Source organism: Oceanisphaera sp. IT1-181, assembly GCF_033807535.1.
GTDB lineage: Bacteria > Pseudomonadota > Gammaproteobacteria > Enterobacterales > Aeromonadaceae > Oceanimonas.
On record NZ_CP136856.1, the window covers coordinates 1,277,335 to 1,302,665 of the forward strand.

The window sequence follows — 25,331 nt, forward strand, 5'->3', positions numbered from 1 at the left end:
AATGCGCGCTGAATACTCTCTCATTTATATCGTTGAAAATTAATAAGCATCAAGGAAGAACATGGAAAAACTAACTGAGGTGGTGAGTAAAACGCCGTTATTAACCGGCAGTTCAGTGGCCGCCAAGCGCGTTGAAATTCGCAACTACTTTCACCACACCTTTAGCCAGTACGAAAGCCTGTTTGACTGTATTAACAGTAATGAAGCCTATTATTTACGCGCCGAACCACTGCGCCACCCATTGATCTTCTATTTTGGCCACACGGCCGTATTCTTTATCAACAAGCTCTTACTAGGTAAATACCAACATCAACGGGTTAACGAACGCTTAGAGTCCATGTTTGCCATTGGCGTGGATGAAATGTCCTGGGACGATCTCAATAGCGCCCACTACGACTGGCCAAGCGTGGCCGACACCCGCCAATATCGTGACCAAGTACGCCATATTGTGGATGCGCTTATCACAGATATGCCGCTTAGCTTACCCATTATCCAAGACTCACCGGCTTGGCTTATTTTAATGGGCATAGAGCATGAGCGCATTCACCTGGAAACTTCCTCGGTGATCATGCGCATGCTGCCACTTGAATATCTCAACGCCCATCCTCAGTGGGCGGCGTGTAGCCAGACGGGCGCGGCACCCACAAACCGCTTGTTACCCATAGCCGGGAAGACGGTCACGCTTGGCAAGCCCAGCTCGGTCGCCACTTATGGTTGGGACAATGAATACGGCCATAAAACCGTGGATGTGGCGCCCTTTAAGGTGGCGAAATTTCTGGTGTCTAACGGTGAGTTTTTAGACTTTGTGAAGGCAGGGGGCTATCAAGCCGCTAAGTGGTGGACGAGTGAGGGGCAAGGTTGGCTGCAATTTACCGGCGCCACCATGCCGCGTTTTTGGCGCCGTCACGACGGCGAATATTTGCAACGCAACTTATTACAAGAAATGCCGCTGCCGCTGGATTGGCCGGTAGAAGTGAATTACCTCGAAGCCAAGGCCTTTTGTAATTGGAAAGCGAATCAGACCGGCCGCCATATTCGCCTGCCCACCGAAGCCGAATGGACGGTGCTGCGCAACCAGCTCGATACGGATCAACCGCATTGGGAGCAAGCGCCCGGCAATCTTAACCTTGAGTATTATGCTTCCTCTTGCCCAGTTAACTGCTTTGAATACCAAGGATTGTGCGATGTAGTGGGCAATGTGTGGCAGTGGACAGAGTCGCCCATAGACGGTTTTCCCGGCTTTGAGGTGCATCCTTTATACGATGACTTCTCCACGCCTACCTTTGATGGCCAACACAACTTATTTAAAGGCGGCTCTTGGGCATCAACCGGTAACGAAGCCACTCGTTACGCGCGTTATGCCTTTCGCCGTCACTTTTTTCAACATGCAGGCTTTAGATACCTAGAGTCCGACAGCCCCGAGGTGCCAGTGGAACCGGTTAATACTTACGAAACAGACGAGCTCGTTGCCCAATATTTAGAATTTCACTACGGTGATACTTATTTTAACGTGCCCAATTACCCTCAGGCATGTGTGCAGGCCTTGCTTAAGCACACCCCTGAATTAAAACACGCAAGGGCGCTGGATTTGGGGTGCTCCGTGGGTCGCGCCAGTTTTGAGCTGGCACGCCACTTTGGGCACGTAGATGGTATCGACTTTTCGGCGCGCTTTATTCAGCATGGCTTTCAGTTAAAAGAAACCGGCCACACCCGCTTTGCTATTCCGACCGAGGGCGAGCTAGTCGAGTTTAAAGAAGTCAGCTTAAGTGATTTAGGCTACAGCACACTGGCTGATAAAATTGACTTTGTGCAAGGTGATGCCTGTAACTTAAAGGTCCGTTTTAGCGGTTATGACCTGATATTTTGCGGCAATCTGATCGACCGTTTATACGATCCTAGCTTGTTCTTAAATTACATCCATGAGCGTTTAACCGCTGGCGGTTACTTGGTATTAACTTCACCCTACACTTGGCTTGAGCAGTACACGCCGAAAGACAAATGGCTGGGCGGCATTAAGGTGAATGGCGAAAACGTCATTACCCTAGACGGCTTAAGCCGCTTATTAGGCGAGCGCTTTAACTTAGTGGCGCAACAAGATGTGCCCTTTGTGATCCGCGAAACCCGCCGCAAATATCAACATACCCTAGCCGATATGACGGTGTGGCAGTTGAAGTAACGGCAGAAGCAATAGCCGTTAGCGGTCAGCTTTCAGTCTAAAACAGCGCTGCGGGTAAAGACCAAACAGTCTTTACCCGCAGCGTTTTTAATTATGACGTTGTTGTCATTAAACCAACACCGCCTCCAGTTCGGCCAGCCAGTCATCCACCGAAATAGCGAGCTGGCCGGTGATCTCCAGCTGCCTATCTTCAAAGATGTCCTGCTCTGGATATTGCGCCTGCCACTGGTCGATCACCGCATCTCGGTGCACCAATAGCGCTTCTATATGGGGTCGGAATAACACCAGCATGTTGCTCAGCCAAATATTTACCGGCCAAGATGGATTAGCATGATCGATAACGAAGCTGTCCAGCATTGAGATCACCGCCTCTGCCGGATACCAGCTTTCATCGGTCACCCAACGATTACAGGCGAACAAGCTTGAGGGATATCCCCAAGCATCCATAGCAATAGCAACCAAATGCGCAATCGCTTGCTCTTTTTGGGGCCAAGGCTCACTGGCCTGCGGATAATCCAGCATACAGAGCTCGGCGGGAATGGCGGGCGCACGCAAAAAGGTGTGGAAGTGGCCATGCTCCTGCTCACCACCACGATGAGCGTGGTAGTAATATTGGCTGTGGCTGTCTTTATCCAATACATCGTCGAGAGGATAGTGGGTCATCTCAAAAAAAGTCCCTTGCCCTTTGAGTACTTCCCCTACGATATTAACCCCACCTTTGCTCATCACCCGATAGCATTCCCGAATTCGGGCGCCAGCTTCACGCAACCGACGTATATCTGCGGTTGCCAGGCTGGCCGCCACCGGTACTACCAGTTTGGGCAAGGGTTGCAGCGGGGTAGTTGTCATGGACATTGTTGAAATAGTCATCCTTGAGATAGCCCTCCTTGAAGTCGTTATTATCGCCGACAGTAAGCAAGCCGCCGGCACCATTACACAAATGGACTAAGCGGTATTCGCCGTCAATGGGCGAAGTGTCTGCCAGTTTCTCCCGGCAGACCACCATTGCCCCTTTATTAATACTTGGGCGCGCAAGGACTCTTTGTCGCGCAAGGATTTTTTACGGCACAGGGATTAGCCTTACACGGGCTTTTCACCGCACAAGGGTTCTTCATCGCGCAGGGGTTAGCCTTACACGGGCTTTTCATTGCACAAGGGTTCTTCACAGCGCAGGGATTAGTCTTGCAGGGGCTTTTCATTGCACAAGGGTTCTTCATCGCACAGGGATTTTTTGCCGCACAAGGGTGGGGACCACTGGGTGAATAGCTTGATTGCTCGGTTTGGACATAGGCGACCAAGGCCGCTAGCTCTTTTGAATCCCACGCTAAGGGCTGCGTCGCCATGGGAGACATCATACAAATCTGGATCATTTCATCCAAATGCACCTGACTCAGACCAAACTGATCTTGCGCCATGGCCACCGGATGGGGGTAGGGCAGGGCAAAACTGGCCTGATACATCATCTGACCTTGGTGGCAACTGCTACAAGCAAGGCCATTGCTACTTAGGCTGGTATCGTTAAATAGCGCTTTGCCTAGCGTGACTAACTCGGCGTTATCGCCTTGGTAAGGCTGATAATTAGCAGGGCGCTGCACGGCCTTGGCGGCACAGGGGTTGACTTTCGCCGGCTTAGTGGCGCAGGGGTTGGCTGAACAGGGGCTTTTCATGGCGCAAGGGTTTTTGGTCGCCCAGGGATTTTTATTGGCGCTAGGGTTGGCAGAGCAGGGACTCTTCACTGCGCAAGGGTTTTTAGTCGCACAAGGACTCTTGGTAGCAGACTCGGCGGCACTGCAGGGATTAGCCGCACAAGGATTCTTGCTCATGGCTACCTGTATATGCCCGCCCGACTCAACGGCTTGCACTGGGCCTGATAACGCAAGCGCCAACAAGGATGCCGACACCAAGACAGCAACGGGGGTAATACGAAAGTGAGACTCTAAGTACAAATGACATGGACGCATGTACATACTCCTTAAGATAAGGTCTGCCATGAAAGGCACCGCATAAAAAATGCCTTGCGTACTAATAAGACGTGGCTAACAGTCTAGTTATTACAAAAGCCGCTTATTTTTATTGGCCATCTTATGCCCGCGGCCAATCTCACTGTAAGAATCGTGCGCTCGGTGACGACTTTGTTCTTAAGCTTAACGCTAATGATAGTCGGTACTAACTGGCTTCAATGCCATAAAGGCCAGCCTCATCGCCATAAAAAGGATTTTCTTATGCGCAAACCCCTACTGCTTATCCTGCTAGTGCTGCTCATGGCGCTGTTTTTTATCTTCAACCTAGGTGACTGGTTTACTCTGGACGCCCTCAAACAACAACAGGCGCACATTGCCACGATGCGCGCCGAGTCGCCTTGGTTGATGGCGGGCGGTTTTTTTGTGCTGTATGTGCTGCTGGCTGCGTTGTCATTGCCTGGGGCGGCCATTATGACCTTGGCCGCGGGCGCCTTTTTCGGCGTCTGGCAAGGGTTGGTGTTGGTGTCATTTGCCTCGAGTATCGGTGCCACATTGGCGTTCTTGGTATCGCGGTTTCTGCTTCGAAATCAGGTACAACACCGCTTCGGTGACCGACTTAAGGCCATCGATAAGGGCATTAACCGAGACGGCGCCTTCTATCTGTTTACCCTACGCTTGGTGCCGGTGTTTCCGTTTTTTATTATTAATTTGCTGATGGGGCTGACCGCGCTGCCCATTCGCACCTTTTATTGGGTAAGCCAGCTCGGTATGTTGCCCGGTACTCTGGTATATGTGAACGCCGGCACCCAGCTGGCGGCCATCAATAGCGTAAGCGGCATACTGTCGCCGACTTTGTTAGCCTCGTTTGCCTTGCTCGGTATTTTTCCGCTGCTGGCGCGTGCCGTGCTGCGTTTTGTACAGCGGCGTAAGGTGTATCGTGGTTTTAATAAACCCGCTCACTTTGACTGCAACCTGATCGTGATCGGCGCCGGTGCCGCAGGCTTAGTCAGCGCCTATATTGCCGCGGCGGTTAAGGCCAAGGTTACGCTTATTGAGGGCGGCAATATGGGCGGGGACTGTCTTAATACCGGTTGTGTACCCAGCAAGGCATTGCTGCGCAGTGCCAAACTGGCTCACCAGATGCGCCATGCCGCGCATTATGGCCTCACCAGCACGGCACCTGAATTCAGCTTTAAACGCGTGATGCAGCGAGTACAGGCCGTGATCAATAAGATAGCCCCTCACGACAGCGTGGAGCGCTATACCAAACTCGGCGTAAACGTCTTGCAAGGCCACGGCAAACTGGTCGACCCTTGGACGGTAGAAGTGACCTTGAGCAACGGTGATGTGCAGCGGCTGACGGCGCGCAGTATTATTATTGCCACGGGCGCCAGTGCTGCGGTGCCGCCATTGCCTGGGCTGGATAAAGTGGACTACCTGACCAGTGACACTTTGTGGCAGGCCATGGCCCAACGAGAGTCGCCACCGACTCGATTATTAATACTGGGTGGGGGGCCGATTGGTTGCGAGCTGGCTCAAGCCTTTGCGCGCTTGGGCTCTAGCGTCACCTTGGTGCAACGCAATGCCCGTCTCATGCCCAAAGAAGATACCGAAGTTAGTGAATGGGTTAAACAAGCGTTGGTCGCAGACGGGGTGCGGGTGCTCACCGATTGTGACACTACGCAATTAGCGCCTATTTCTGCAGGCATACGACTAGAAGTAAACCAAGGCGACACACCGCTTATCCTTGAGGCCGACACCCTATTGCTGGCGCTAGGTCGGCGCGCACGACTGCAAGGCTTTGGGTTAACGGAGCTCGGCATCACCACAGAGCGCACCGTGACCACCAATGAGTATCTAGAAACCTTGTACCCTAATATTTATGCGGCCGGTGACGTGGCCGGACCCTATCAATTTACCCACACCGCAGCTCACATGGCGTGGTATGCGAGCGTGAATGCGCTATTTGGCCAGTTTAAACGCTTTAAGGTCGATTACTCCATCGTACCTTGGTGTACCTTTGTCGATCCCGAGGTAGCCCGAGTGGGCTTAAACGAGCAAGAAGCCACCGCACAAAATATCGACTATGAAGTCACGCGGTTTAATCTGAGCGAGCTCGACCGAGCCATTACCGACGGCTCAGATCAGGGCTTTATTAAGGTGTTAACCCCGCCGGGTAAAGACCGAATACTGGGGGTGACCATAGTAGGTGAGCATGCGGGTGATGTGCTGGTAGAATATGTGCTGGCCATGAAACATAAGCTCGGCCTTAACAAGATATTGGGTACCATGCATGTGTATCCTACGCTGGCAGAAGCCAATAAATACGTGGCCGGAGAGTGGAAGCGCGCCCATGCGCCCAAACGCATATTGGCATGCTTAAGCCGTTATCACAGCTGGCGACGGGGGTAGGAGTTTCACCAGAGCGAGGGCGCTTGTTTCTTCAAGAAAAATCTTACACCCATAATTTTTTGCAACGAAATCTACGAAAAAACACAGAAAAAACACAGAAAAATAAAGATAAGCTCGGAAAGCTTTAAGTTTTCTGTAGGGGCCCGTCTCTTCGGCGAAGAGGACTTCGGCCCGGTTTGGTGTTTTGGTTTAAATCTAAACCTCAGTAACAGCCAGCAGAGCTGGCCTGCCGAAGTCCTCTTTATTAAAGAGACGGGGGCAGCTACAAAGAACAAACCGAAACAGGGTGCATTATGGCTGAGGTTCATACGTAATCAGGTAACGCTATCTTCTCCAGCTGGGCGTCATCAAGTTGGTCGGCGTGCATGATAAGAGCGGGGCCCAGTGCTAAGGCGTGCCGTTGGCTGGCGATTTTTTGGTTTGGGTCGGCAATGTTTTCAATATCTGCCACATGGGCTACGCCTAGGGTGCGGCGTATCATTTCACAACCGGCATACCCTAAGGCGTCTTGCCACACCTGACGTAAAAAGACGGCTATATAGTCAGGCTCGGCTAGGGCTGGATCCGCGGTTTGGCTGGCTAATAAAAAGAACTGGGCGTGAAAGCTTTGCCAAAAGGCTTGTACGTCCTTAATGCGCTGCCGCTGTGGAGACGAAGACGGTTGGCTACATAAATTAAGCAACAAGTTGGCTATCAGTACGCCCACATCAAAGCCCATGGGGCCATAGCCGCCAAATTCCGCATCAATCACTTTAAGCTTGCCGGCGCCCACCATCACGGATCCGGTATGCAAGTCCCCATGCAATAACGCTTGGCCCTTGCAGCGAAAGTCATGCTTTAGTTTGGCTACTCGTATTTTTAATGCCTGATCGGCCCAAAGCTGCTCGGCATCGTGGCGAATGCCTGCGGCCACATTATTTCGTTCATGATCACAAAAGGGATCGACAAAATATACCGCTTCGCTGATCGACATTAACTCGGGGTTGGCAAACTGTATATGTGCCGCCCGCTGTGCTTGATAATCCAAGCGGAAGTCACTGCTGTGCACATGCACCTGTGCTAAATATTCCCCTAGCTGCACAGGAGCATCAGGGAAATGCTGGCCGTTCAACAAGGCTTGGCGCCACACTTGCAGCTCCGATAAATCTTCTAACAGCATCGCCGACAAAGACGCATCGTGATGCAATACCGCCACCGTAAACTTGGGGCAACACTGCCCATGTTGCAGCAATATTTCCGCTTCTATGCGCGCGCGGTGGCGCGTTAGGGGCCAAGACTCACCAATGCAGCGAATATAGGGCAGCGCCTGTTTTACAATCCATCCTGTTGCCTCACCAGGCTGGCACACCTTAAACACCTGATTGAGGTTGCCATCTCCAATTTCTGCTCCGTGCAAGACCATCTCTGGCCCAAGCTGGGCCGCCTCACGGGCATAGGCAATGGCATCTTCAGGATTAAATATTCGATATTGGCGCATCAGGGCTCCCTGCACTTGGCCTAGGTGAGTAGAAAAAAGTAATTAAAATCGCACGTACTGTAATAAAGCCGAGCCTGCTCACGACTTAAGTTAAGACTCAAGCATAACAACACAAACAAGACACCCAGCACAACATCGGCAACATTAGAGTCCTAAATGAGTGCGCAGACGCTAAGCTGCATATACTCTGATTATCCGCTGCCACCACTACATAAGAGTCATGATGGATCATAGACATAATGTTGCACACCCTTTGTTGTCCGAGGAATTACGTCGACAAATGCTGCGTTTTGCCACCTTACAGTTAAAAGATGCGCAATTGGCAGAAGACGCAGTGCAGGAGGCCATGTTGGGTGCATTTAAATACGCTGATAGCTTTAAAGGTCGTGCCGCCTATAAAAACTGGGTGTTTGCCATTCTTAAGCACAAAATTGTGGATGTGATCCGCAAAAACCAGCGCTTGGTTACGCTCACCAGTTTAGGTGCCGATGACGACAATCATTTAGAAGAGCAGCTATTTAACCGGTTTGGCATGTGGCACAAAGTAGAGCGTCCCGTGGAATGGAGCGAGCCAGAAAGCAGCCAAGAAGATCAGGAGTTTTGGACCTTGTTTGAATTGTGTTTAGACAAGCTGCCATCTAATCAGGGCCGTACTTTTATGATGCGCGAATTTATTGGTTTAGAAAGCCGTGAAATCTGCTTAGAGCTGGATTTAACGGTCAGTAACCTTAATGTGTTGCTCTATCGAGCACGGTTACGGTTGCGCGAATGCCTAGAAAATACCTGGCAACAACAAGGAGACTGCCCATGTTGAGTTGTCACAAAGCCACTCGGCTAATGTCTGAGAGTCAAGAACGCCCCTTAAGCCAATTTGAGCAGCTCTCTTTGGCGCTGCACACTGTGATGTGTAACGGTTGTCGTCAATTTGAACGGCAGTTACCGATCATTCGCTCATTGGCGCATCGCTTTGCTCACCGACCCGAGACCACAGCGACCGTGCAGGAACCACAAGATAGGGTTGAGAAAGACGGCGGCTAACATCGGTGATGTTGCGCCAACCGCGATTCGCCTAAAGAAAGGAATCATGATGCGAGACACTTTACCTCTACTCGACTTAACGGGCTTTCCGGCCCTCAAACGTAATGCGCTGGACACATTGCAGGTGAATTTGGGCTATATGTGCAACATGAAATGTGTGCATTGTCATGTGGCCGCCGGCCCTCATCGCACCGAAATGATGGATGACGCCAACCTCAATTTAATTCCCCGTGTGTTGCAGGCTCGCAAGCTGACCACCCTTGATTTAACCGGCGGCGCCCCCGAGATGCACCCGCGCTTTCGCGAGGTAGTGATTGCCGCGCGCAAGCTGGGTGTGCATGTAATAGACAGGTGTAACCTCACTATTTTATATGAGCCAGGCCACGAAACCTTGGCCGACTTTTTAGCCGAGCACCAAGTAGAAGTGGTGGCGTCATTGCCGTGCTATGAGCTGGAGAATGTGGATAAACAGCGCGGTAAGGGCACCTTTAATAAAAGTATTGCCGCATTACAACAACTTAATCAGCTGGGTTATGGTCAGCCCGATTCTGGCTTGATATTAAATTTGGTTTATAACCCACAAGGGGCGACCCTGCCGCCAGAGCAGCAAGGCTTGGAGGCGGCATATCGCCGTGAGCTGCTGGCGCATTTTGATATTCGGTTTAATCATCTGTTTGCCTTGGCCAATATGCCCATTAAACGCTTTGGTGATTACCTGATCACCAAGGGGCAGTTTCATGATTATCTGCGGTTATTAAAAGACAATTATTCAGCCGATAATCTAGCGAACTTGATGTGTCGAAATCTTGTTAGTGTGGACTGGCAAGGCTACTTATATGACTGCGACTTTAATCAGCAATTAGGGCTGCGGCTGCCCGATGCAAACGATCAAGAACACCGACCTCATCTGCGCGATCTGCTGCATCGTGAGCTAAACGGCCAGCCGATAAGGGTCGCCGAGCATTGCTATGGCTGTACCGCGGGCCAAGGCAGCAGCTGCAGTGGTGCTTTAGATAGTAGCCCGCTACACGATGCACCTAAGGCCTCATAGTGTTGTCCATTATTATTCCCATGCTCAATGAGGCCAAGGCGCTGCCTAGCACCTTGGCAGCTTTGGCGGATCAGACGTCTAATATCGAGCTGGTTTTGGTGGATGGCGGCAGTAGTGACCAGTCGGTGGCTATTGCACTGCAAGAGGACGTTAAAGTGTTAAGTAGTACTGCGGGGCGCGCTCGGCAAATGAACGTAGGCGCCGCATATGCCAACGGTGAGTACCTGTTATTTTTGCATGCGGACACTCGGTTGCCTGCGCATTTTGAGTCGCTGATCAGTACGGCATTGGCGCAGCATCAGTGGGGGCGATTTGATGTGGCCATTAGTGGCCAGCACCCTATGCTAAAAATCATCAGTTTTATGATGAACTGGCGGTCTCGTTGGTCAGGCATTGCTACCGGCGATCAAGCGCTGTTTATGCGCCGCACCGCGTTTAAGGCCGTTGGTGGTTTTCCCGAACAAGACTTAATGGAAGATATCGCCCTTAGCCAGCGCCTAAAGTGCGTGGGCCAGCCGGCTTGTTTACGGCAAAAAGTGCAGACCTCGGGGCGGCGTTGGGAACAAAACGGCGTATGGCGCACCATTTGGCTCATGTGGCGATTGCGCTTTGCTTACTGGTGCGGCGAGTGCCCGAGTCAATTAGCCAGGAGGTATCGTTGAGCACCCGTATTATTGTGTTTGCCAAGGCACCCATAGCAGGCATGGCTAAAACTCGACTCGCGGGTGCGCTGGGTTTCGAGAGGGCGGCAATGCTTGCCCGTCACATGTTGTCCAGTACGCTAGAGGCGTGCCTAACCGCCGATATAGGCCCCGTTGAGCTGTGCATGAGCCCAGCCGCTGATGCTCCCGAGTGGGCTCAGGTGTTACTGCCACCGCAGCTTATACTCAGCAGCCAAGGCGAGGGAGATCTAGGATCTCGCATGGCCCGCGCCGCTCGCCGAGCCTTATCTGGCAATGCTTTATCTGGCTATTCCTTAACAAATAGGGCCGAGCTCGAACCTCAAGCTCAGCAGCAGGTATTGCTAGTGGGTACCGACTGTCCGCAATTATCCCCCGAGTTATTACGTCGTGCCGCCCAGCGTCTGAGCACGCAAGATGCCTTGCTGCATCCTACTTGGGATGGCGGTTATGCGCTGCTGGGTTTGCGCCAGTTTAGTGACTACTTATTTACAGACATACCTTGGAGCACCCCTGAAGTGGCGGCGCTCACTCAAGCGCGGCTAACGCAACTGGGCAGGCGCTATACATTGGCCGAGCGGCTGCAAGACATTGACGAACCTGCCGATCTCTTTTGGCTTACTTCTGCTTGGCGACAGACGATAGCTTATCGCCACTCCCTACAGGCGACGCAAGATGTTTAATTTTGAACTCTGGATCCGACTGGGCTTTTTTGCCGGTGTATTACTGATGATGATGTTGTGGGAGTGGCGATCACCGCGTCGGCCACAGCTTCAAACTCGCGGCCAGCGCTGGCCGCATAATCTGTTACTGCTGGTGATTAACACGCTGCTGGTGCGTTGGTTCTTTCCGCTAGCGGCAGTGGGGGCAGCCCTAGTGGCTAGCGAACGCGGCTGGGGGCTGTTTAATGTCTGGCCTGTGCCTGTGTGGCTAAGCGTGGTGTTGTCGTTACTGGCTCTCGACTTACTGATCTACTTGCAACACCGGTTGCTGCATGCGCAGCCCTTGCTGTGGCGGTTGCACCGAGTGCACCATGCGGACGTAGAGCTTGATGTTACTACTGGCTTGCGTTTTCATCCGCTAGAAATATTATTGTCCATGCTGCTCAAGCTGGCAGCCGTCACCTTATTGGGCGCACCGGCACTGGCTGTTTTATTGTTTGAAGTCTTGCTCAATGCCTCCTCCATGTTTAACCACGCTAATGTAAACCTGCCACAGCGACAGGATAGATGGCTGCGACTCATACTCGTGACCCCTGATATGCATCGTGTACATCATTCGGTCATTCCCAATGAGACCAACAGCAACTTTGGTTTCAACTTACCTTGGTGGGATCGATTATTCGGCACCTATCAGAGTCAGCCCAAAGCTGGCCAGCTGGGTATGACCATTGGCTTAACACAGTTTCGCGCCCCCGCAGAGCAGCGCCTACTCCAACTGTTACTACAGCCTTTTCGGCGTAAATAAAGTGGGATTCCTGATGAAGGATGAAAGGGAACAATCTTCTAATACCAATCTGGAAATCTAACGGGTCACGGTTTGGAATTTGGCTTTAGGTTTAGATCTAAAATCATCCAGCTACGCTGGACCGGCGAATAAATTGCCGGCTACTGGCATGGTGCCTTTCGTAGGTGGCAGGTGTTTTAGGTGAAAGGTATTGAGCCAGAGTTTTATTTTTTGGTCTTAAAACAAGCTGCAAAGCTGATCTGCCAAAGTCTTCTGTATCGTCTTTAGAGCAATTGCAGGCATAAAAAAGCCGGTCATATGACCGGCTTTTAAAGTGTTGAGTGTTAATTAAGCTAAAAGATACCTTTTTTAGCGAACATCCTCAGTCGTTACTTTTTTTTGAGCATTTGCGGTATCGGTAGAAGTACCGTTCATGTCTTTTTCAATTTGCTCACGCTCACGCTGTTCGTCTTGCAATGATTTCTTAGGCAGAATCATGTTCAAGATGAAAGAGGTCAGTGCGGCGATGATCACAGGGTTAGTCAGTGATTTCATCATCGCTGGTAACTGAGCAACGGCGTTAGGAGCAGCAGCTACACCCATGGCCAGAGCAACAGATAAAGCAGCGATAGTCACGTTACGTGAAGACAGCTCGTCTTTAACCAGCAACTGGATACCTGTCATGGTGATCATACCGAATACGATAATAGTCGCACCACCAATTACAGGAGCCGGGATAGTCAGCATGATGGCAGAGAACTTAGGCAGCAAACCGGCCAATACCATGAACACTGCAGCAACACCCAGTACGTAACGGCTGATTACTTTGGTCATGGCTACGATACCCACGTTCTGACTGAACGAAGAAGTAGGCAGTGAACCGAAGAAAGAACCAATCAGGGTAGTGATACCGTTACCTACTAAGCCACCAGACATTTCTTTGTCTTGTAGCTCGCGGTTCATACCACCAACGGCAGTTGCAGACAAATCACCAATGGTTTGTACCGAGTTAACGATACAGATAATCACCATAGGGATGATGGCACCGATTGGGAAGCTAATACCGAATGCTAATGGCATAGGTACAGAAGCCCACTGAGCGTTTGCCACTCTGTCTAAGCTCACCATGCCAAAGAACGCACCCAGTGCATAACCTGCAAGAATACCGATGATGATAGCGGCGAGGCGGAAATAGCCTTTACCAAACTGCGAGCAGACTAATACCACTACCAGCGTCAAGCCTGCTACTAACCAGTTTTCACCACTGCCGTAGCCTGGAGAGCCGAAGCCACCGGCCATGTAGTTAATAGCAACGTGGTACAGAGACAAACCAATTACCAATACTACGGTACCGGCCACTACTGGTGGGAACAAATGGCGAATATGCTTAATGAACAGACCCACGATGATCATGGCGACACCCCCAATGACCTGGGCGCCCATGATGGCATCTACGCCATACATCTTATCGCCGTTAGCATCAACAGTGTTAGCAATCGCTAACAATGTCGGCATATAGGCGAAGCCTACACCGAAGATAACCGGCATACGTGCGCCAATAGAACCGATAGGGTAAAGCTGTAACAAAGTTGATAGACCAGAGAAGAACAAAGCTACTTGGATTAGCAATGCTGCATCTGGTGCACTCAAACCTACAGCTTTAGCAACGATAATAGGCGGCGTAACGGCACCCATGATCATGGCTAAGATGTGCTGCAGTGACAGTGGCAGTGCTTTGCCAAAACCTGGCTTGCCGTAAAAATCAAATATTGACTTGCTTTGACTATGTTTCATTGCGTTAAGTCCCTGAGTTTTGCTCAAGTGGGGGTGAAGCTTGTTGTGCACGAATGCGACAACGTAACAACAACCACCAGTAATGACATTGGTAACCGGAATCCCTAGTGAACCAGTTAACTTTGTATGCACTGCCACAGTGAAGAAACAGTAAATACAAAGAAAACACACCAAATCCGGCAGAATTCAGACGCACAACTGTGATGCGACTTGCGTTGTGTTCGATTGCTTGGTTAAACACTAGGTGTAATGTATACATATTTGTAAACATCAAAGCAATATTTTGTTTGTTTTTGTGTGCAATGTTTCGAGGTGGATCGCAAACTTTGTGCGTTTTTCTTGTGTGCAATTAATAGATGCGACGGCGGATGCCGGCGCGTTCCAAAATCTTTACCGAGATTTCTTCGACCGAATGATAAGTGGTGTCGATAAAAGGAATGGCTTCCATGCGAAACAGTCGTTCTACTTGGTTAAGCTCGTAGCGGCATTGGGCAGCGGCGGAGTAGCGGCTGTCGGCCATGCGTCGTTGGCGTATTTCTTGTAGGCGCTGCGGGTCTATAGTGAGGCCAAATAGCTTGTGTCTATTAGCCTTCAGCGCTTTGGGTAGCGCCATTTGCTCCATATCTTGATCAATAAACGGATAGTTCGCGACCCGGATCCCAAACTGCAAAGCAAGATACAAACTGGTGGGCGTTTTGCCACAGCGGGACACGCCAACCAAAATAATATCCGCTTCATCATAAGCTTTGGTGGTCATGCCATCGTCGTTTTCTAGTGCATAGTTCACCGCGTCAATGCGGGTATCATAGTGTTTTTTATTGTCCATGCCGTGGGTGCGATGCACCCGCGGGTCGGCTTTTATACCCAGTTGTTGTTCTATCGGCGCTACAAAAGTGTTAAGAAAATCGTAACATTTGGCCTCGCTACTGGTGATAATGTTACGTAATTGTGTGTCCACTATAGTGTGAAACACTAATGGACGCTTACCACTTTCTGTAAAGCAGGCATCAATTTTGGCTTTCACCGCTTGTGCTTTGTCTGTATCACCGACAAAAGGCATGGTGACTTGCTCAAAGGGCAGCGGAAACTGACTGAGTACCGCATGACCAAAAACTTCGGCTGTGATCGCCGTCCCATCAGAAACATAAAAAACTGTGTGCATTAGGCCTCCAGGTCTCATTTTTGTAGTTTGCCAAAGGATAGGCGTTTACCTGCATTTCACAGCCATTGTAGAATCATTCCAAGGTGAGGCCTAGCCAGTCATGCAACTAGTTATGTAACTAGTGATGCAAGAAGACAGGTAACTGTCATGTAACTTAAGGTACTCAATCAACACTATTACCCGCATACTTAATAACTTTCATAACTCAAGTACATTTTTGTTGGAGACGTAACCGTGGTGGAATATGTAATTTGGTACGAACAGCTCGGAATGCACGATGTGGACCGAGTGGGAGGCAAGAATGCCTCATTAGGCGAGATGATCAGTCAATTAGCCGGTGCCGGTGTTTCTGTTCCAGGTGGCTTTGCAACCACCGCTTACGCCTTTAACGAGTTTTTAGAGCAAAGTGGCCTTAACGCTAAAATTCATGACCTGCTCGATACCCTAGATGTGGACAATATCGCCGCTCTTGGTCAGGCGGGGCAAAGTATTCGCCAATGGATCATCGACACTCCATTTCAACCCGCACTTGAGCAAGCGATTGCCGAGGCTTACTCTAAGCTGACCGGCAAGGCGGGCGACGAAGCTTCGTTTGCAGTGCGCTCTTCAGCCACGGCCGAAGACATGCCGGACGCCTCCTTTGCCGGCCAACAAGAAACCTTCTTAAACGTACGCGGCTTAGACTCAGTCATGGAGTCCATTAAGCACGTGTTTGCTTCACTGTTTAATGACCGTGCTATTTCTTATCGCGTGCATCAAGGCTACGAGCATAAAGGGGTGGCCTTATCTGCCGGTGTGCAGCGCATGGTGCGCTCAGACATAGCAGCGTCCGGTGTGATGTTTACTATTGATACCGAGTCGGGCTTCGATCAAGTGGTGTTTATCACTTCATCTACCGGTTTGGGCGAAATGATAGTGCAGGGTGCGGTAAACCCCGATGAATTTTACGTGCACAAACCTACCCTTAAAGCTGGTCGCCCCGCTGTAGTGCGCAAAACCTTGGGCTCTAAGCTGCAAAAAATGATTTATGCAGACGGCAAAGACTTAGGCCAGCAAGTGGACATTAAAGAAACTAGCAAAGAAGAGCGCAATCAGTTCTCCTTAACCGATTTTGAAGTGATGGAGTTGGCCAAGCAAGCGGTGATCATTGAGCAGCATTACGGTCGACCTATGGACATCGAATGGGCGAAAGACGGCCTAGATGGCCAGTTGTACATAGTACAAGCGCGTCCCGAAACCGTACGCAGCCGCCAAGATAGCAATGTATTAGAGCGCTTTGCGCTGAGTGAGCAAGGCGAAGTCATCGTCGAAGGCCGTGCCATTGGTCATAAAATTGGTGCCGGTCCGGCCAAGGTGATTTCGTCACTGGCACAGATGGATGAAGTGAAGCCCGGTGACGTATTAGTTACCGACATGACGGACCCAGATTGGGAGCCCATCATGAAGCGCGCCTCGGCCATCGTCACCAATAGAGGCGGGCGCACTTGTCACGCGGCCATTATTGCTCGTGAGTTAGGTATTCCTGCGGTAGTGGGTTGTGGTGATGCCACTAAGCGCATTGCCGAGGGCCAAGAGATTACCGTGTCCTGTGCCGAGGGCGATACCGGCTTTGTGTATCAGGGCCAGCTTGATTTCAAGGTTAACATCTCAGAAGTCGGCGCTATGCCACCGTCACCGGTAAAGGTGATGATGAACGTGGGTAATCCAGACCGCGCCTTTGACTTTGCGCAATTGCCTAATGCGGGCGTGGGCTTGGCGCGGTTGGAATTTATTATTAACCGCATGATAGGCGTGCATCCTAAGGCGTTGCTTAATTACGAGCAAGAAAGCCCGAAACTGCAGCAGCAGATTGACGATATTATTGCCGGTTACGATAATCCCCGTGAGTTCTTCGTCGCCAAACTGACCGAAGGCATTGCCACTTTGGCCTCAGCCTTTTGGCCGGAGCGGGTGATAGTGCGCATGTCGGACTTTAAGTCTAACGAATACGCCAACCTGTTGGGCGGTGATGCCTACGAACCGGATGAAGAAAACCCTATGTTGGGCTTTCGCGGTGCGTCGCGCTATATCTCTGAAGATTTTCGTGACTGCTTTGCCATGGAATGCGAAGCCATGAAACGGGTGCGCAACGACATGGGCTTAACCAACGTAGAGATCATGATCCCCTTCGTGCGCACCTTAAGCGAAGCGGCCTCTGTGATTGATATTTTGGCGGAGAACGGCCTCAAGCGTGGTGAAGCGGGTCTTAAAGTCATTATGATGTGCGAATTGCCGTCTAACGCGCTGTTAGCTGATAAGTTTTTGGCGTATTTCGATGGTTTCTCGATTGGCTCCAACGACATGACACAGCTGGCGCTGGGCTTAGACAGAGACTCTGGACTCGTAGCGGCATCCTTTGATGAGCGCGACGAAGCGGTTAAAGCGCTGTTGTCGATGGCGATTAAAGCGGCGCACAAGGCCGGAAAATACGTAGGTATTTGTGGCCAAGGACCGTCAGATCATAAAGATTTTGCCGCTTGGCTGGTGGAGCAGGGTATAGACTCTGTCTCGCTGAACCCAGATACGGTGATCGATACTTGGTTGTATTTGGCCGAGCACGCCAACAAGTAAGCTCCTAATACTGTATTAAAATGCAACAAAGGGCGCCCAGTGCGCCCTTTTTATTTGCGCTGGCGCGCCTGAGCGCTAGAATAGCCTCGCTTTAATAGCACTGATTTCAAAGAACACTCGTTAAAAACACTGATTTTATGTATGCCGGTCGCAGCCTACCCGGAAAAAACAAGGACACAATTTGATGAATACACTACTGATCTGCTCCGGCGGATTTGACTCCGTCACGCTTGCCTATCGTTTGGCCAGTGAAGGCGCCTTAAGTGCCTTACTGACCTTCGATTATGGCCAGCGCCATAAAAAAGAAATTGATGCCGCACGCCTGTGTGCCCAACAATTAAAAGTGCCCCATTTGGTGATGGATATCGGTCATATTGGCCGCCAATTATCCTCCGCACTCACCGACGACATTGATGTTCCGCACGGTCACTACAGCGAAGAAAACATGAAGCTGACCGTGGTGCCCAATCGTAATGCCATTATGTTGACCATCGCCTTTGGCGTGGCGGCCAGCCGTGGCTTAGATACAGTAGCGCTGGCGGTGCACGGCGGCGATCACTTTATCTATCCGGATTGTCGACCCGACTTTATTCGTCTGTTTGCGAAGATGCAGGCCCAAGCGCTGGACGGCGTGGCCGAGGTGGGCTTGTTTGCCCCTTATGTACACAGCGATAAAACCGAAATTGCCCGAGATGCGGCGCGTTTTAATGTGCCGATTGCCGATACTTGGTCTTGCTACGAAGGCGGCGAGCTGCATTGTGGCCGTTGTGGCACTTGTGTGGAGCGCATTGAGGCCATGACCTTGGCCGGTATTATAGATCCCACGCCTTATCTCGACACCCAATTTTGGCAAAGTGCCGTGGCTAACGTGGCTAACGTGGCTAACGTGGCTAAGGCGGATGACTAATGTATCGCATTAAAAAAGAGTTTCACTTTTCGGCTTCCCATCAGCTTAAGCAGATGCCAGACGGTCACCCTTGTGCGCGCCTGCACGGCCATAACTATATAGTGGTGATTGAACTTTGCAGTGAGACGCTCAATGAGTTTGGTTTTGTGCGTGATTATCATGAGCTAAAAGCCTTTAAAGACTACCTCGATGACACTTTTGATCACCGCCACCTGAACGAGGTATTAGGTGACGAGTGCACCACGGCCGAGCGCTTGGCTCGCCACTTGTTTGATTGGGCGCGTGGCTGTTGGCCCGAGGTGAGTGCGGTACTGGTATCGGAAACGCCCAAAACCTGGGCGGAGTATCGACCATGAGCAAGGTGACCAGTCTAACGACCACTATCAATCAAGATAGCAGTACCGACCAAGACAGCTATACCGGCCAAGATAGCGGCACGCCGCCGTTAATTGCCATCAGCGAAATATTTGGGCCCACTATTCAAGGCGAGGGCGCCTTAATCGGCGTACCTACGGTATTTGTACGTACCGGCGGCTGTGATTTTCGCTGTAGTTGGTGCGACACCTTATATGCAGTAGAGCCGCGTTTTAAGGCCGATTGGGCACTGATGAGCGCGCAAGCGGTGATGGCAGAGATTGCACGTTTGAGTGGCAATCAGCCGCTATTAGTGACGCTGTCAGGCGGTAATCCAGCGTTGCAACCCTTAGGCGAGCTTATCCAGCTTGGCCAACAGCAAGGCTATACCTTTGCCATTGAAACCCAAGGCAGCAAGGCGCAGCACTGGTTTGGGTTGTTGGATAACTTAACATTGAGCCCTAAACCGCCTTCCTCAGGCATGTCATTTAACCGTGCACGCTTTGCCGAGTGCTTGGCTGCTGCGGGTGAGCGCACCCAAGTAAGCTTAAAGTTGGTGATTAGCGATGACGCAGATTATCAGTGGGCTAAAGAGTTCGCCGCTCGCTATCCGCAACTGTCGCTGACCTTGCAGCCCTGTAATTTAGCACCGGCCACGCCTGAGCAACCGGACATGGAAACCGATATTGAAAGCTTAAACGCCCGCTTACGCTGGCTGGTAGACAAGGTAACGGCAGACCGCTGGTTTAACGCCCGCGTGTTGCCGCAATTGCATGTGTTGATCTGGAATAACGAGCGGGGGGTTTAACGATAGCGCCAAGCTAAGCAAGAAGCCGGTGTTTTGTAGTGTGGCCACTTGTTCCGCCACGGTTTGGCTTTTGAGTAACACTATCTTGTTACCGATAACACCAAACCGCGCCGAATAAATTGGCGCCTACAATATAGCGTCGAGCTAAGCAAGAAGCCGGTTTTTTGTAGTGTGGCCACTTGTTTCGCCACGGTTTGGCTTTTGAGTAACACTATCTTGTGACCGATAACACCAAACCGCGCCGAATAAATTGGCGCCTACAATATAGCGTCGAGCACCCAGCGCCGAGCTTACAAGAGGCAGGTGTTTTGTAGTGTGGCAACTTGTTCGCCACGGTTTGGCTTTTGAATAACACTATCTTGTTGCCGATAACACCAAACCGCGCCGAATAAATTGGCGCCTACAATATAGCGTCGAGCACCGAGCGCCAAACTTAATAAATAGTTGTATTTATTTGTGGTTTGGCGCTCGGCACTGCTTTTACCAATACAAACCATCAATCAGCTCTAGGGTGACGAGTTCGCCCTCGGCTACGTCGCCGCGGTCTTGTTCAAGGCGCAATAAGCAGTTGGCCTGGGCCATGGCGCTAAATACCCCTGAGCTTTGGGCGCCGGCGGCGATCACGCCTAAGCTGCCATCGGCTTGAGTGCTGACAATGGCGCGTTGAAAGTCCATACGGCCCGGGCTTTTCTTAAACGCCATCAGTGTCTTGGCTTGCAAGGTTACAGGTGCGGCCAAGGTTTCACCGGCAAGCTTTGCCAGAGCTGGGCGCACTAATAAATGAAAGGTGACGGCGGCAGAGACCGGATTGCCCGGTAAACCAAAGAAGGGGCAGTCGTTAATGTGGCCAAATGCAAAGGGTTTGCCAGGCTTTATGGCCAGCTTCCAAAAGCCAATACGACCTACTTCTTCTAATATCTGCTTGATGTAGTCAGCATCCCCCACAGATACGCCGCCTGAGGTAATAATGGCGTCCGCTTCAGTTGCGGCTTTTACCAGCGCTTGGCGAATAAGCTCAGGATCGTCTTTGATAATGCCGTAATCGATGACCTTAATGTCTAAGCTCTTCAGCATGGCACGCAGGGCGATGCGATTGGAGTCGTAAATATCACCCGGACCAAGTAATTGCCCAGGGGTTTTTAGCTCATCGCCGGTAGAGAGCAAGGCCACGGTTAATGGGCGATAGACATATAACTGCTCAAGTCCCAGCGACGACAATACCGCCAATACGCGGGCGTTAATGCGCGTGCCGGCGCTAAATACCAGTTCGCCTTGGGCTAAGTCTTCAGCCGGAAAACGCACGTTTTGCCCCGGCGTGACAGTGCCAGACACAGACACTAAATGTGCATCAAGGTCGCAATTTTCTTGCATCACCACAGAGTCAGCCCCCAGTGGCAGTGCGGCTCCAGTCATGATGCGCACGCATTCACCCGCGGCCACGCGGCCGGTAAAAGGATGACCCGCAAGGCTGGTGCCAATCAGGGTTAAAGGTGTGTCAGCGACTACAGTGTTGGCGCTAAGGGCATAACCGTCCATGGCCGAGTTGGCAAAGGAGGGCACATCAATAGGGGAGTGAATATCGTCAGCTAAAATACGATTTAATAGCTGTTCAAGACCGACCAGTTCGCACTTGCTCACCTTATCTAACTGATTGAGCATCTCTTGCTTGGCATCAAGGTAGGGGCGCAAACCCGGTTGATTACAGTGATCGATAGTTGTCATATAAAGCTTCCCTTTAGTAAGGACATGCGGCAAACAGGAGATAAAACATTAAGGCCATTAAATGGGGTAAAGTAAGCCCTTATTTGGTCTGTAAAATAGACGCTTGTTTTGGATTTCAATAGGGCATTGTTTCAGTTTAAAATAATTTGTCACGCCCTTAGCGCCATTGCGCCCAAAATCAAGCATTCACTCTGAGCGGTAAATGCACTACCATTCTGCCAGCCTAACTCTTAATTGATTGCTCCCCGGAGACTACCATGACTGCTTTGAGCGATGCCGCTATTCGGGTGCGATCCGCCCTCGAAGAACGTGGTTTAGAAACACCGATGAAAGGTAATAACCTGACCGCGGACGATAAACAAGCCCGTATTACGGAATTAATGACCGAAATGATGGACGTGCTGGGGTTAGATTTAGCTGATGACAGTCTAGCCGACACTCCACAGCGCATCGCTAAGATGTATGTGCGCGAAATCTTTTCTGGTTTAGATTATAGCTACTTCCCTAAAATCACCATGATCGACAATAAGATGAAAGTCGATGAAATGGTGCAGGTGCGCGACATTACCTTGACCAGCACCTGTGAACATCATTTTGTAACTATAGATGGCAAGGCCACCGTGGCCTATATCCCGCGCAGCAAGGTGATCGGCTTGTCGAAGATCAACCGCATCGTGCAGTTTTTTGCTCGCCGGCCGCAGGTACAAGAGCGCCTGACGCAACAGATATTAGTGGCGCTGCAAACCTTGCTTGAGTCTGATGATGTAGCCGTGAGCATTAGCGCCACCCACTATTGTGTGAAGGCGCGCGGCGTAATGGACGCTACCAGTAGCACTACTACCACCTCGCTGGGCGGTATTTTTAAGAGCCGCGCCGAAACTCGCCACGAGTTTTTGAGTGGCATAGTGCGCTAACCCCTTGGGGAAGCGGTAAGCTATACGCTGTACGCCGTAAGTCAAAAAGAACACCGTCTTTAAGCCGTCTTCCTGACGAAAGTCAGGATCTCGCAGTTAATGTTGAACTTACAGCGTAAGGCGCACGGCCGTTTTCAAAGGGAAACATCATGAAGCCAAGAGTTGAAATTCGCTATTGCTCTTTATGCCGTTGGCTACTGCGCTCGGCGTGGCTGGCACAAGAAATATTGTCGACCTTTACTGATGAAGTTGGCGAGGTGGCCTTAATACCCGGTGAAAAAGGCCAGTTTCAAATCTTAGTGGATGGCCAGCTGATTTGGTGTCGTGTGCTTGATGAAGGCTTTCCGGAAGCGAAAGAAATTAAGCAGCGACTGCGCGACCACATAGCACCCCAGCGCGATTTAGGGCACAGCGAGCGCAAGCTTTAATCCGACCCTTTTGGGGAGCGGTCTGTGGTAGAGGCCGCTTTAGCCGGCCGGTTTTGCAGAGCAAAATACCTTTCAAAATTGATATATCAGCCCCTTTGGGAGTGAACAGCAAATACCGCTCAATGAATGGCGGCTTTGCGAACCGGACTGTAAAATCACGTCATCAATAAGCGCATGACTGGTCAGCGTCCTTGGCGATGTGTAAACTTTACTGTCTCTGTTTGCCGCATGGCCTTGAGTGGTGAGTGCTCGTTACCACCCTGCGGCTGTTAAACGGAACGCTTGCTGTTGTTAAGCGTCACAATCTTATCGTACCGGATCACTCCAAGATCCGGTTCACTATACCCTGACCCAAAAAAGGGGACAAAGAATATGGCCGACTGGTCCGCAAATGACGCGCTAAAAGTGTACAACCTGCCTTATTGGGGTGATGGTTTCTTTCATCTTGATGAGCAAGGCCAGGTGGTGGTTACCCCTGATAAGTCTCGTCCAGATGCCAAAGTCGTGCTGGCCGATGTGATAGCTGAGCTCAAGGCTGAAGGTTACGCCACGCCTGTGCTATTACGCTTTCCCGATATTATTAAAAGCCGCATCGATGCGCTGTTTAATGCCTTTAATGCCGCCATCGCCGATTACGGTTATGAGGGCGATTACCTCACCGTATATCCGATTAAGGTTAACCAACAGCGCGGCGTGCTGGATGCGGTGACCAAGGCCTACAAAGACAAGCCGCGCTTAGGATTAGAAGCCGGATCTAAGCCAGAATTGTTGGCAGTACTGGCGCACAGTCACGAGACTGAGTCGGTGATTGTCTGTAATGGCTATAAAGACAAAGAATATATTCGCTTGGCGCTGCTTGGCACCAAAATGGGCCATCAGGTCTATATCGTGATCGAGAAGTTGTCTGAGCTCGCCATGGTGATCGAAGAAGCCAAGCGTATCGATGTGGAACCTCGCTTGGGTGTGCGCGCGCGCTTAGCGTCACAAAGTGCCGGTAAGTGGCAGTCGAGCGGCGGTGAAAAGTCGAAGTTTGGCTTAAGTGCTGCACACGTGCTGGGTTTGGTCAAGCAGCTTCGTGATGCAGATTGTTTACATTGGCTGCAATTGTTGCACTTCCACTTGGGCTCACAAATCGCCAATATTCGTGATATTCAAAAAGGCGTGCGCGAATGCGGCCGCTTTTACGGTGAATTGCGTCGCTTAAACGTGCCCATTCATATCGTGGATGTGGGCGGTGGCTTGGGCGTGGACTATGAAGGCACGCGTTCACAAAGCTCCTGCTCAGCGAACTACAGTATGCGTGAATATGCCAACAACGTGGTGTGGGGCATTGGCGATGTGTGTCGTGAATATGACTTGCCTCACCCGTTGATCATCAGTGAGTCTGGGCGCGCCATTACCGCGCACCATGCGGTGTTAATCTCGGATGTGATCAGTATAGAGTCCGCCAAGCCGCAAACGCCTAAGGCGCCGGATGCGGATGCGGCCATGCTGTTGCATAATATTTGGGAAACCTGGGAAGGCTTATGTCGAGTCGACCCGCCTTTGCTGGAAATTTACCACGATACGGTGGCTGAGCTTGCGGATGTGCATCAGCAATACAATATGGGCCTGATCACGCTAGAAGACAGAGCCTGGGCCGAAGAGATGCATTTAAATATTTGCCTTGGCATTAAGACGGAGCTGAGCCCTGCGAACCGTTCGCACCGTCCGATTATTGATGAGCTGAATGAGAAGCTCGCTGATAAATGTTTCGTCAACTTCTCTTTGTTTCAATCCTTGCCGGATGCCTGGGGTATTGACCAAATATTCCCAGTATTGCCGCTCGATGGCTTAGATAGAGAGCCGACGCGTCGTGTGGTAGTGTTAGATATCACCTGTGATTCAGACGGTGCCATCGATCAATACGTAGACGGCCAAGGCGTAGAAACTACACTGCCGATGCCTGAGTTTGTGCCGGGTCAGCCGCAATATTTGGGCTTTTTCTTAGTGGGAGCCTATCAAGAAATTTTGGGCGATATGCATAACTTATTTGGCGATACTCACAGCGCAGAAGTGTCCGTAGATGCCCATGGCAAGACCATCATCAGTGATGTGAAAGCCGGCAGTACCGTGGCCGATATGCTGCGTTACGTGGACATAGACCCCTCTGTGATCACCGCCCGCTACGAAACCTTGCTGAGCCAGCCGCATCTGGATGAAGAAACACGCACCATGATGCTGGCCGAACTCACCGCCGGTCTTGAAGGTTATACCTACCTTGAAGAAGAGCGCTAAGATCTGGCCCTTTAGGCCGCGGTAAATAATAAGTACCGTGAGGTGTGAGGCGTAAATGGTGAGGCGTTAAATACGGCTTTGCGTTAACAATAAACCCCCGAGTTGCATGCAGCT

At 50.9% G+C, this 25,331-nt stretch carries 21 protein-coding genes; 15 read left to right on the plus strand and 6 right to left on the minus strand.

The annotated features are described in order from the left end of the window. Positions 1–61 precede the first annotated feature (61 nt). On the plus strand, positions 62–2,176 hold the full coding sequence (gene ovoA / locus R0134_RS05895; protein ID WP_319783889.1) for a 5-histidylcysteine sulfoxide synthase: 2,115 nt from the start codon (positions 62–64) through the stop codon (positions 2,174–2,176). A gap of 108 nt (positions 2,177–2,284) precedes the next feature. On the opposite strand, the gene R0134_RS05900 is transcribed toward ovoA, so the two are convergent. Together R0134_RS05900 and R0134_RS05905 are read right to left on the minus strand one after the other, a co-directional pair. Further along, positions 2,285–3,031, minus strand: a complete 747-nt coding sequence (locus R0134_RS05900; protein WP_319783890.1) for a DUF6969 family protein — start codon at positions 3,029–3,031, stop codon at positions 2,285–2,287. Between the two features lie 161 nt (positions 3,032–3,192). Then, complete coding sequence (locus tag R0134_RS05905; RefSeq protein WP_319783891.1) at positions 3,193–4,137, minus strand: c-type cytochrome; 945 nt, start codon at positions 4,135–4,137, stop codon at positions 3,193–3,195. A gap of 261 nt (positions 4,138–4,398) precedes the next feature. Between R0134_RS05905 and R0134_RS05910 the strand changes: the two genes are divergently transcribed. Then, positions 4,399–6,549, plus strand: coding sequence for an FAD-dependent oxidoreductase (locus R0134_RS05910; RefSeq protein WP_319783892.1), 2,151 nt, complete (start codon positions 4,399–4,401; stop codon positions 6,547–6,549). Positions 6,550–6,853: 304 nt separating this feature from the next. Here R0134_RS05910 and mtnK read toward each other — a convergent pair whose 3' ends face one another. Next, positions 6,854–8,026, minus strand: coding sequence for an S-methyl-5-thioribose kinase (mtnK, locus tag R0134_RS05915; RefSeq protein ID WP_319783893.1), 1,173 nt, complete (start codon positions 8,024–8,026; stop codon positions 6,854–6,856). Between the two features lie 223 nt (positions 8,027–8,249). On the opposite strand from mtnK, the gene R0134_RS05920 reads away from it, so the two are divergent. From R0134_RS05920 to R0134_RS05945, 6 genes are read left to right on the plus strand one after another with little or no spacing between them, the layout of a single operon-like run. After that, positions 8,250–8,840, plus strand: coding sequence for a sigma-70 family RNA polymerase sigma factor (locus tag R0134_RS05920; protein ID WP_319783894.1), 591 nt, complete (start codon positions 8,250–8,252; stop codon positions 8,838–8,840). Next, positions 8,834–9,064, plus strand: a complete 231-nt coding sequence (locus R0134_RS05925; protein WP_319783895.1) for a zf-HC2 domain-containing protein — start codon at positions 8,834–8,836, stop codon at positions 9,062–9,064. The genes R0134_RS05920 and R0134_RS05925 overlap by 7 nt, the downstream gene beginning before the upstream one ends. 46 nt (positions 9,065–9,110) lie before the next feature. Next, on the plus strand, positions 9,111–10,115 hold the full coding sequence (arsS, locus tag R0134_RS05930) for an arsenosugar biosynthesis radical SAM (seleno)protein ArsS (protein WP_319783896.1): 1,005 nt from the start codon (positions 9,111–9,113) through the stop codon (positions 10,113–10,115). Further along, complete coding sequence (locus tag R0134_RS05935; protein WP_319783897.1) at positions 10,115–10,777, plus strand: TIGR04283 family arsenosugar biosynthesis glycosyltransferase; 663 nt, start codon at positions 10,115–10,117, stop codon at positions 10,775–10,777. The genes arsS and R0134_RS05935 overlap by 1 nt, the downstream gene beginning before the upstream one ends. Next, on the plus strand, positions 10,774–11,478 hold the full coding sequence (locus R0134_RS05940; protein WP_319783898.1) for a TIGR04282 family arsenosugar biosynthesis glycosyltransferase: 705 nt from the start codon (positions 10,774–10,776) through the stop codon (positions 11,476–11,478). Before R0134_RS05935 ends, R0134_RS05940 begins: the two co-directional genes overlap by 4 nt. Continuing rightward, positions 11,471–12,262: a sterol desaturase family protein gene (locus R0134_RS05945; RefSeq protein ID WP_319783899.1), complete on the plus strand. Its 792-nt coding sequence runs from the start codon at positions 11,471–11,473 to the stop codon at positions 12,260–12,262. Before R0134_RS05940 ends, R0134_RS05945 begins: the two co-directional genes overlap by 8 nt. A 348-nt stretch (positions 12,263–12,610) precedes the next feature. On the opposite strand, the gene R0134_RS05950 is transcribed toward R0134_RS05945, so the two are convergent. Both R0134_RS05950 and R0134_RS05955 read right to left on the minus strand, forming a co-directional pair. Next, positions 12,611–14,035, minus strand: a complete 1,425-nt coding sequence (locus R0134_RS05950; protein WP_319783900.1) for a nucleobase:cation symporter-2 family protein — start codon at positions 14,033–14,035, stop codon at positions 12,611–12,613. 349 nt (positions 14,036–14,384) lie between these two features. After that, positions 14,385–15,197 (minus strand): pyruvate, water dikinase regulatory protein, encoded by an 813-nt coding sequence (locus R0134_RS05955; protein WP_319783901.1) that lies wholly within the window; start codon positions 15,195–15,197, stop codon positions 14,385–14,387. Between the two features lie 270 nt (positions 15,198–15,467). Here R0134_RS05955 and ppsA point away from each other — a divergent pair, with 270 nt between their 5' ends. From ppsA to queE, 4 genes are all read left to right on the plus strand, one after another. Then, entirely contained in the window at positions 15,468–17,807 is a 2,340-nt protein-coding gene (ppsA, locus tag R0134_RS05960) for a phosphoenolpyruvate synthase (RefSeq protein ID WP_413641451.1), read from the plus strand. 184 nt (positions 17,808–17,991) lie between these two features. Then, complete coding sequence (gene queC / locus R0134_RS05965; RefSeq protein WP_319783903.1) at positions 17,992–18,714, plus strand: 7-cyano-7-deazaguanine synthase QueC; 723 nt, start codon at positions 17,992–17,994, stop codon at positions 18,712–18,714. Next, positions 18,714–19,070, plus strand: a complete 357-nt coding sequence (gene queD / locus R0134_RS05970; protein ID WP_319783904.1) for a 6-carboxytetrahydropterin synthase QueD — start codon at positions 18,714–18,716, stop codon at positions 19,068–19,070. Before queC ends, queD begins: the two co-directional genes overlap by 1 nt. After that, positions 19,067–19,876, plus strand: coding sequence for a 7-carboxy-7-deazaguanine synthase QueE (gene queE / locus R0134_RS05975; RefSeq protein WP_319783905.1), 810 nt, complete (start codon positions 19,067–19,069; stop codon positions 19,874–19,876). The genes queD and queE overlap by 4 nt, the downstream gene beginning before the upstream one ends. A gap of 480 nt (positions 19,877–20,356) precedes the next feature. Here queE and glp read toward each other — a convergent pair whose 3' ends face one another. Continuing rightward, a complete protein-coding gene (glp, locus tag R0134_RS05980) occupies positions 20,357–21,598 on the minus strand; it encodes a gephyrin-like molybdotransferase Glp (protein ID WP_319783906.1) in 1,242 nt (413 codons plus the stop codon). Between the two features lie 257 nt (positions 21,599–21,855). Between glp and folE the strand changes: the two genes are divergently transcribed. The 3 genes from folE (at position 21,856) to speA (ending at position 25,217) form a co-directional block, all read left to right on the plus strand. After that, positions 21,856–22,512, plus strand: coding sequence for a GTP cyclohydrolase I FolE (folE, locus tag R0134_RS05985; RefSeq protein WP_319783907.1), 657 nt, complete (start codon positions 21,856–21,858; stop codon positions 22,510–22,512). 149 nt (positions 22,513–22,661) lie between these two features. After that, positions 22,662–22,940 (plus strand): SelT/SelW/SelH family protein, encoded by a 279-nt coding sequence (locus R0134_RS05990; RefSeq protein WP_319783908.1) that lies wholly within the window; start codon positions 22,662–22,664, stop codon positions 22,938–22,940. Positions 22,941–23,312: 372 nt separating this feature from the next. After that, positions 23,313–25,217, plus strand: coding sequence for a biosynthetic arginine decarboxylase (gene speA, locus R0134_RS05995; protein WP_319783909.1), 1,905 nt, complete (start codon positions 23,313–23,315; stop codon positions 25,215–25,217). The last annotated feature ends 114 nt before the right edge of the window (positions 25,218–25,331 follow it).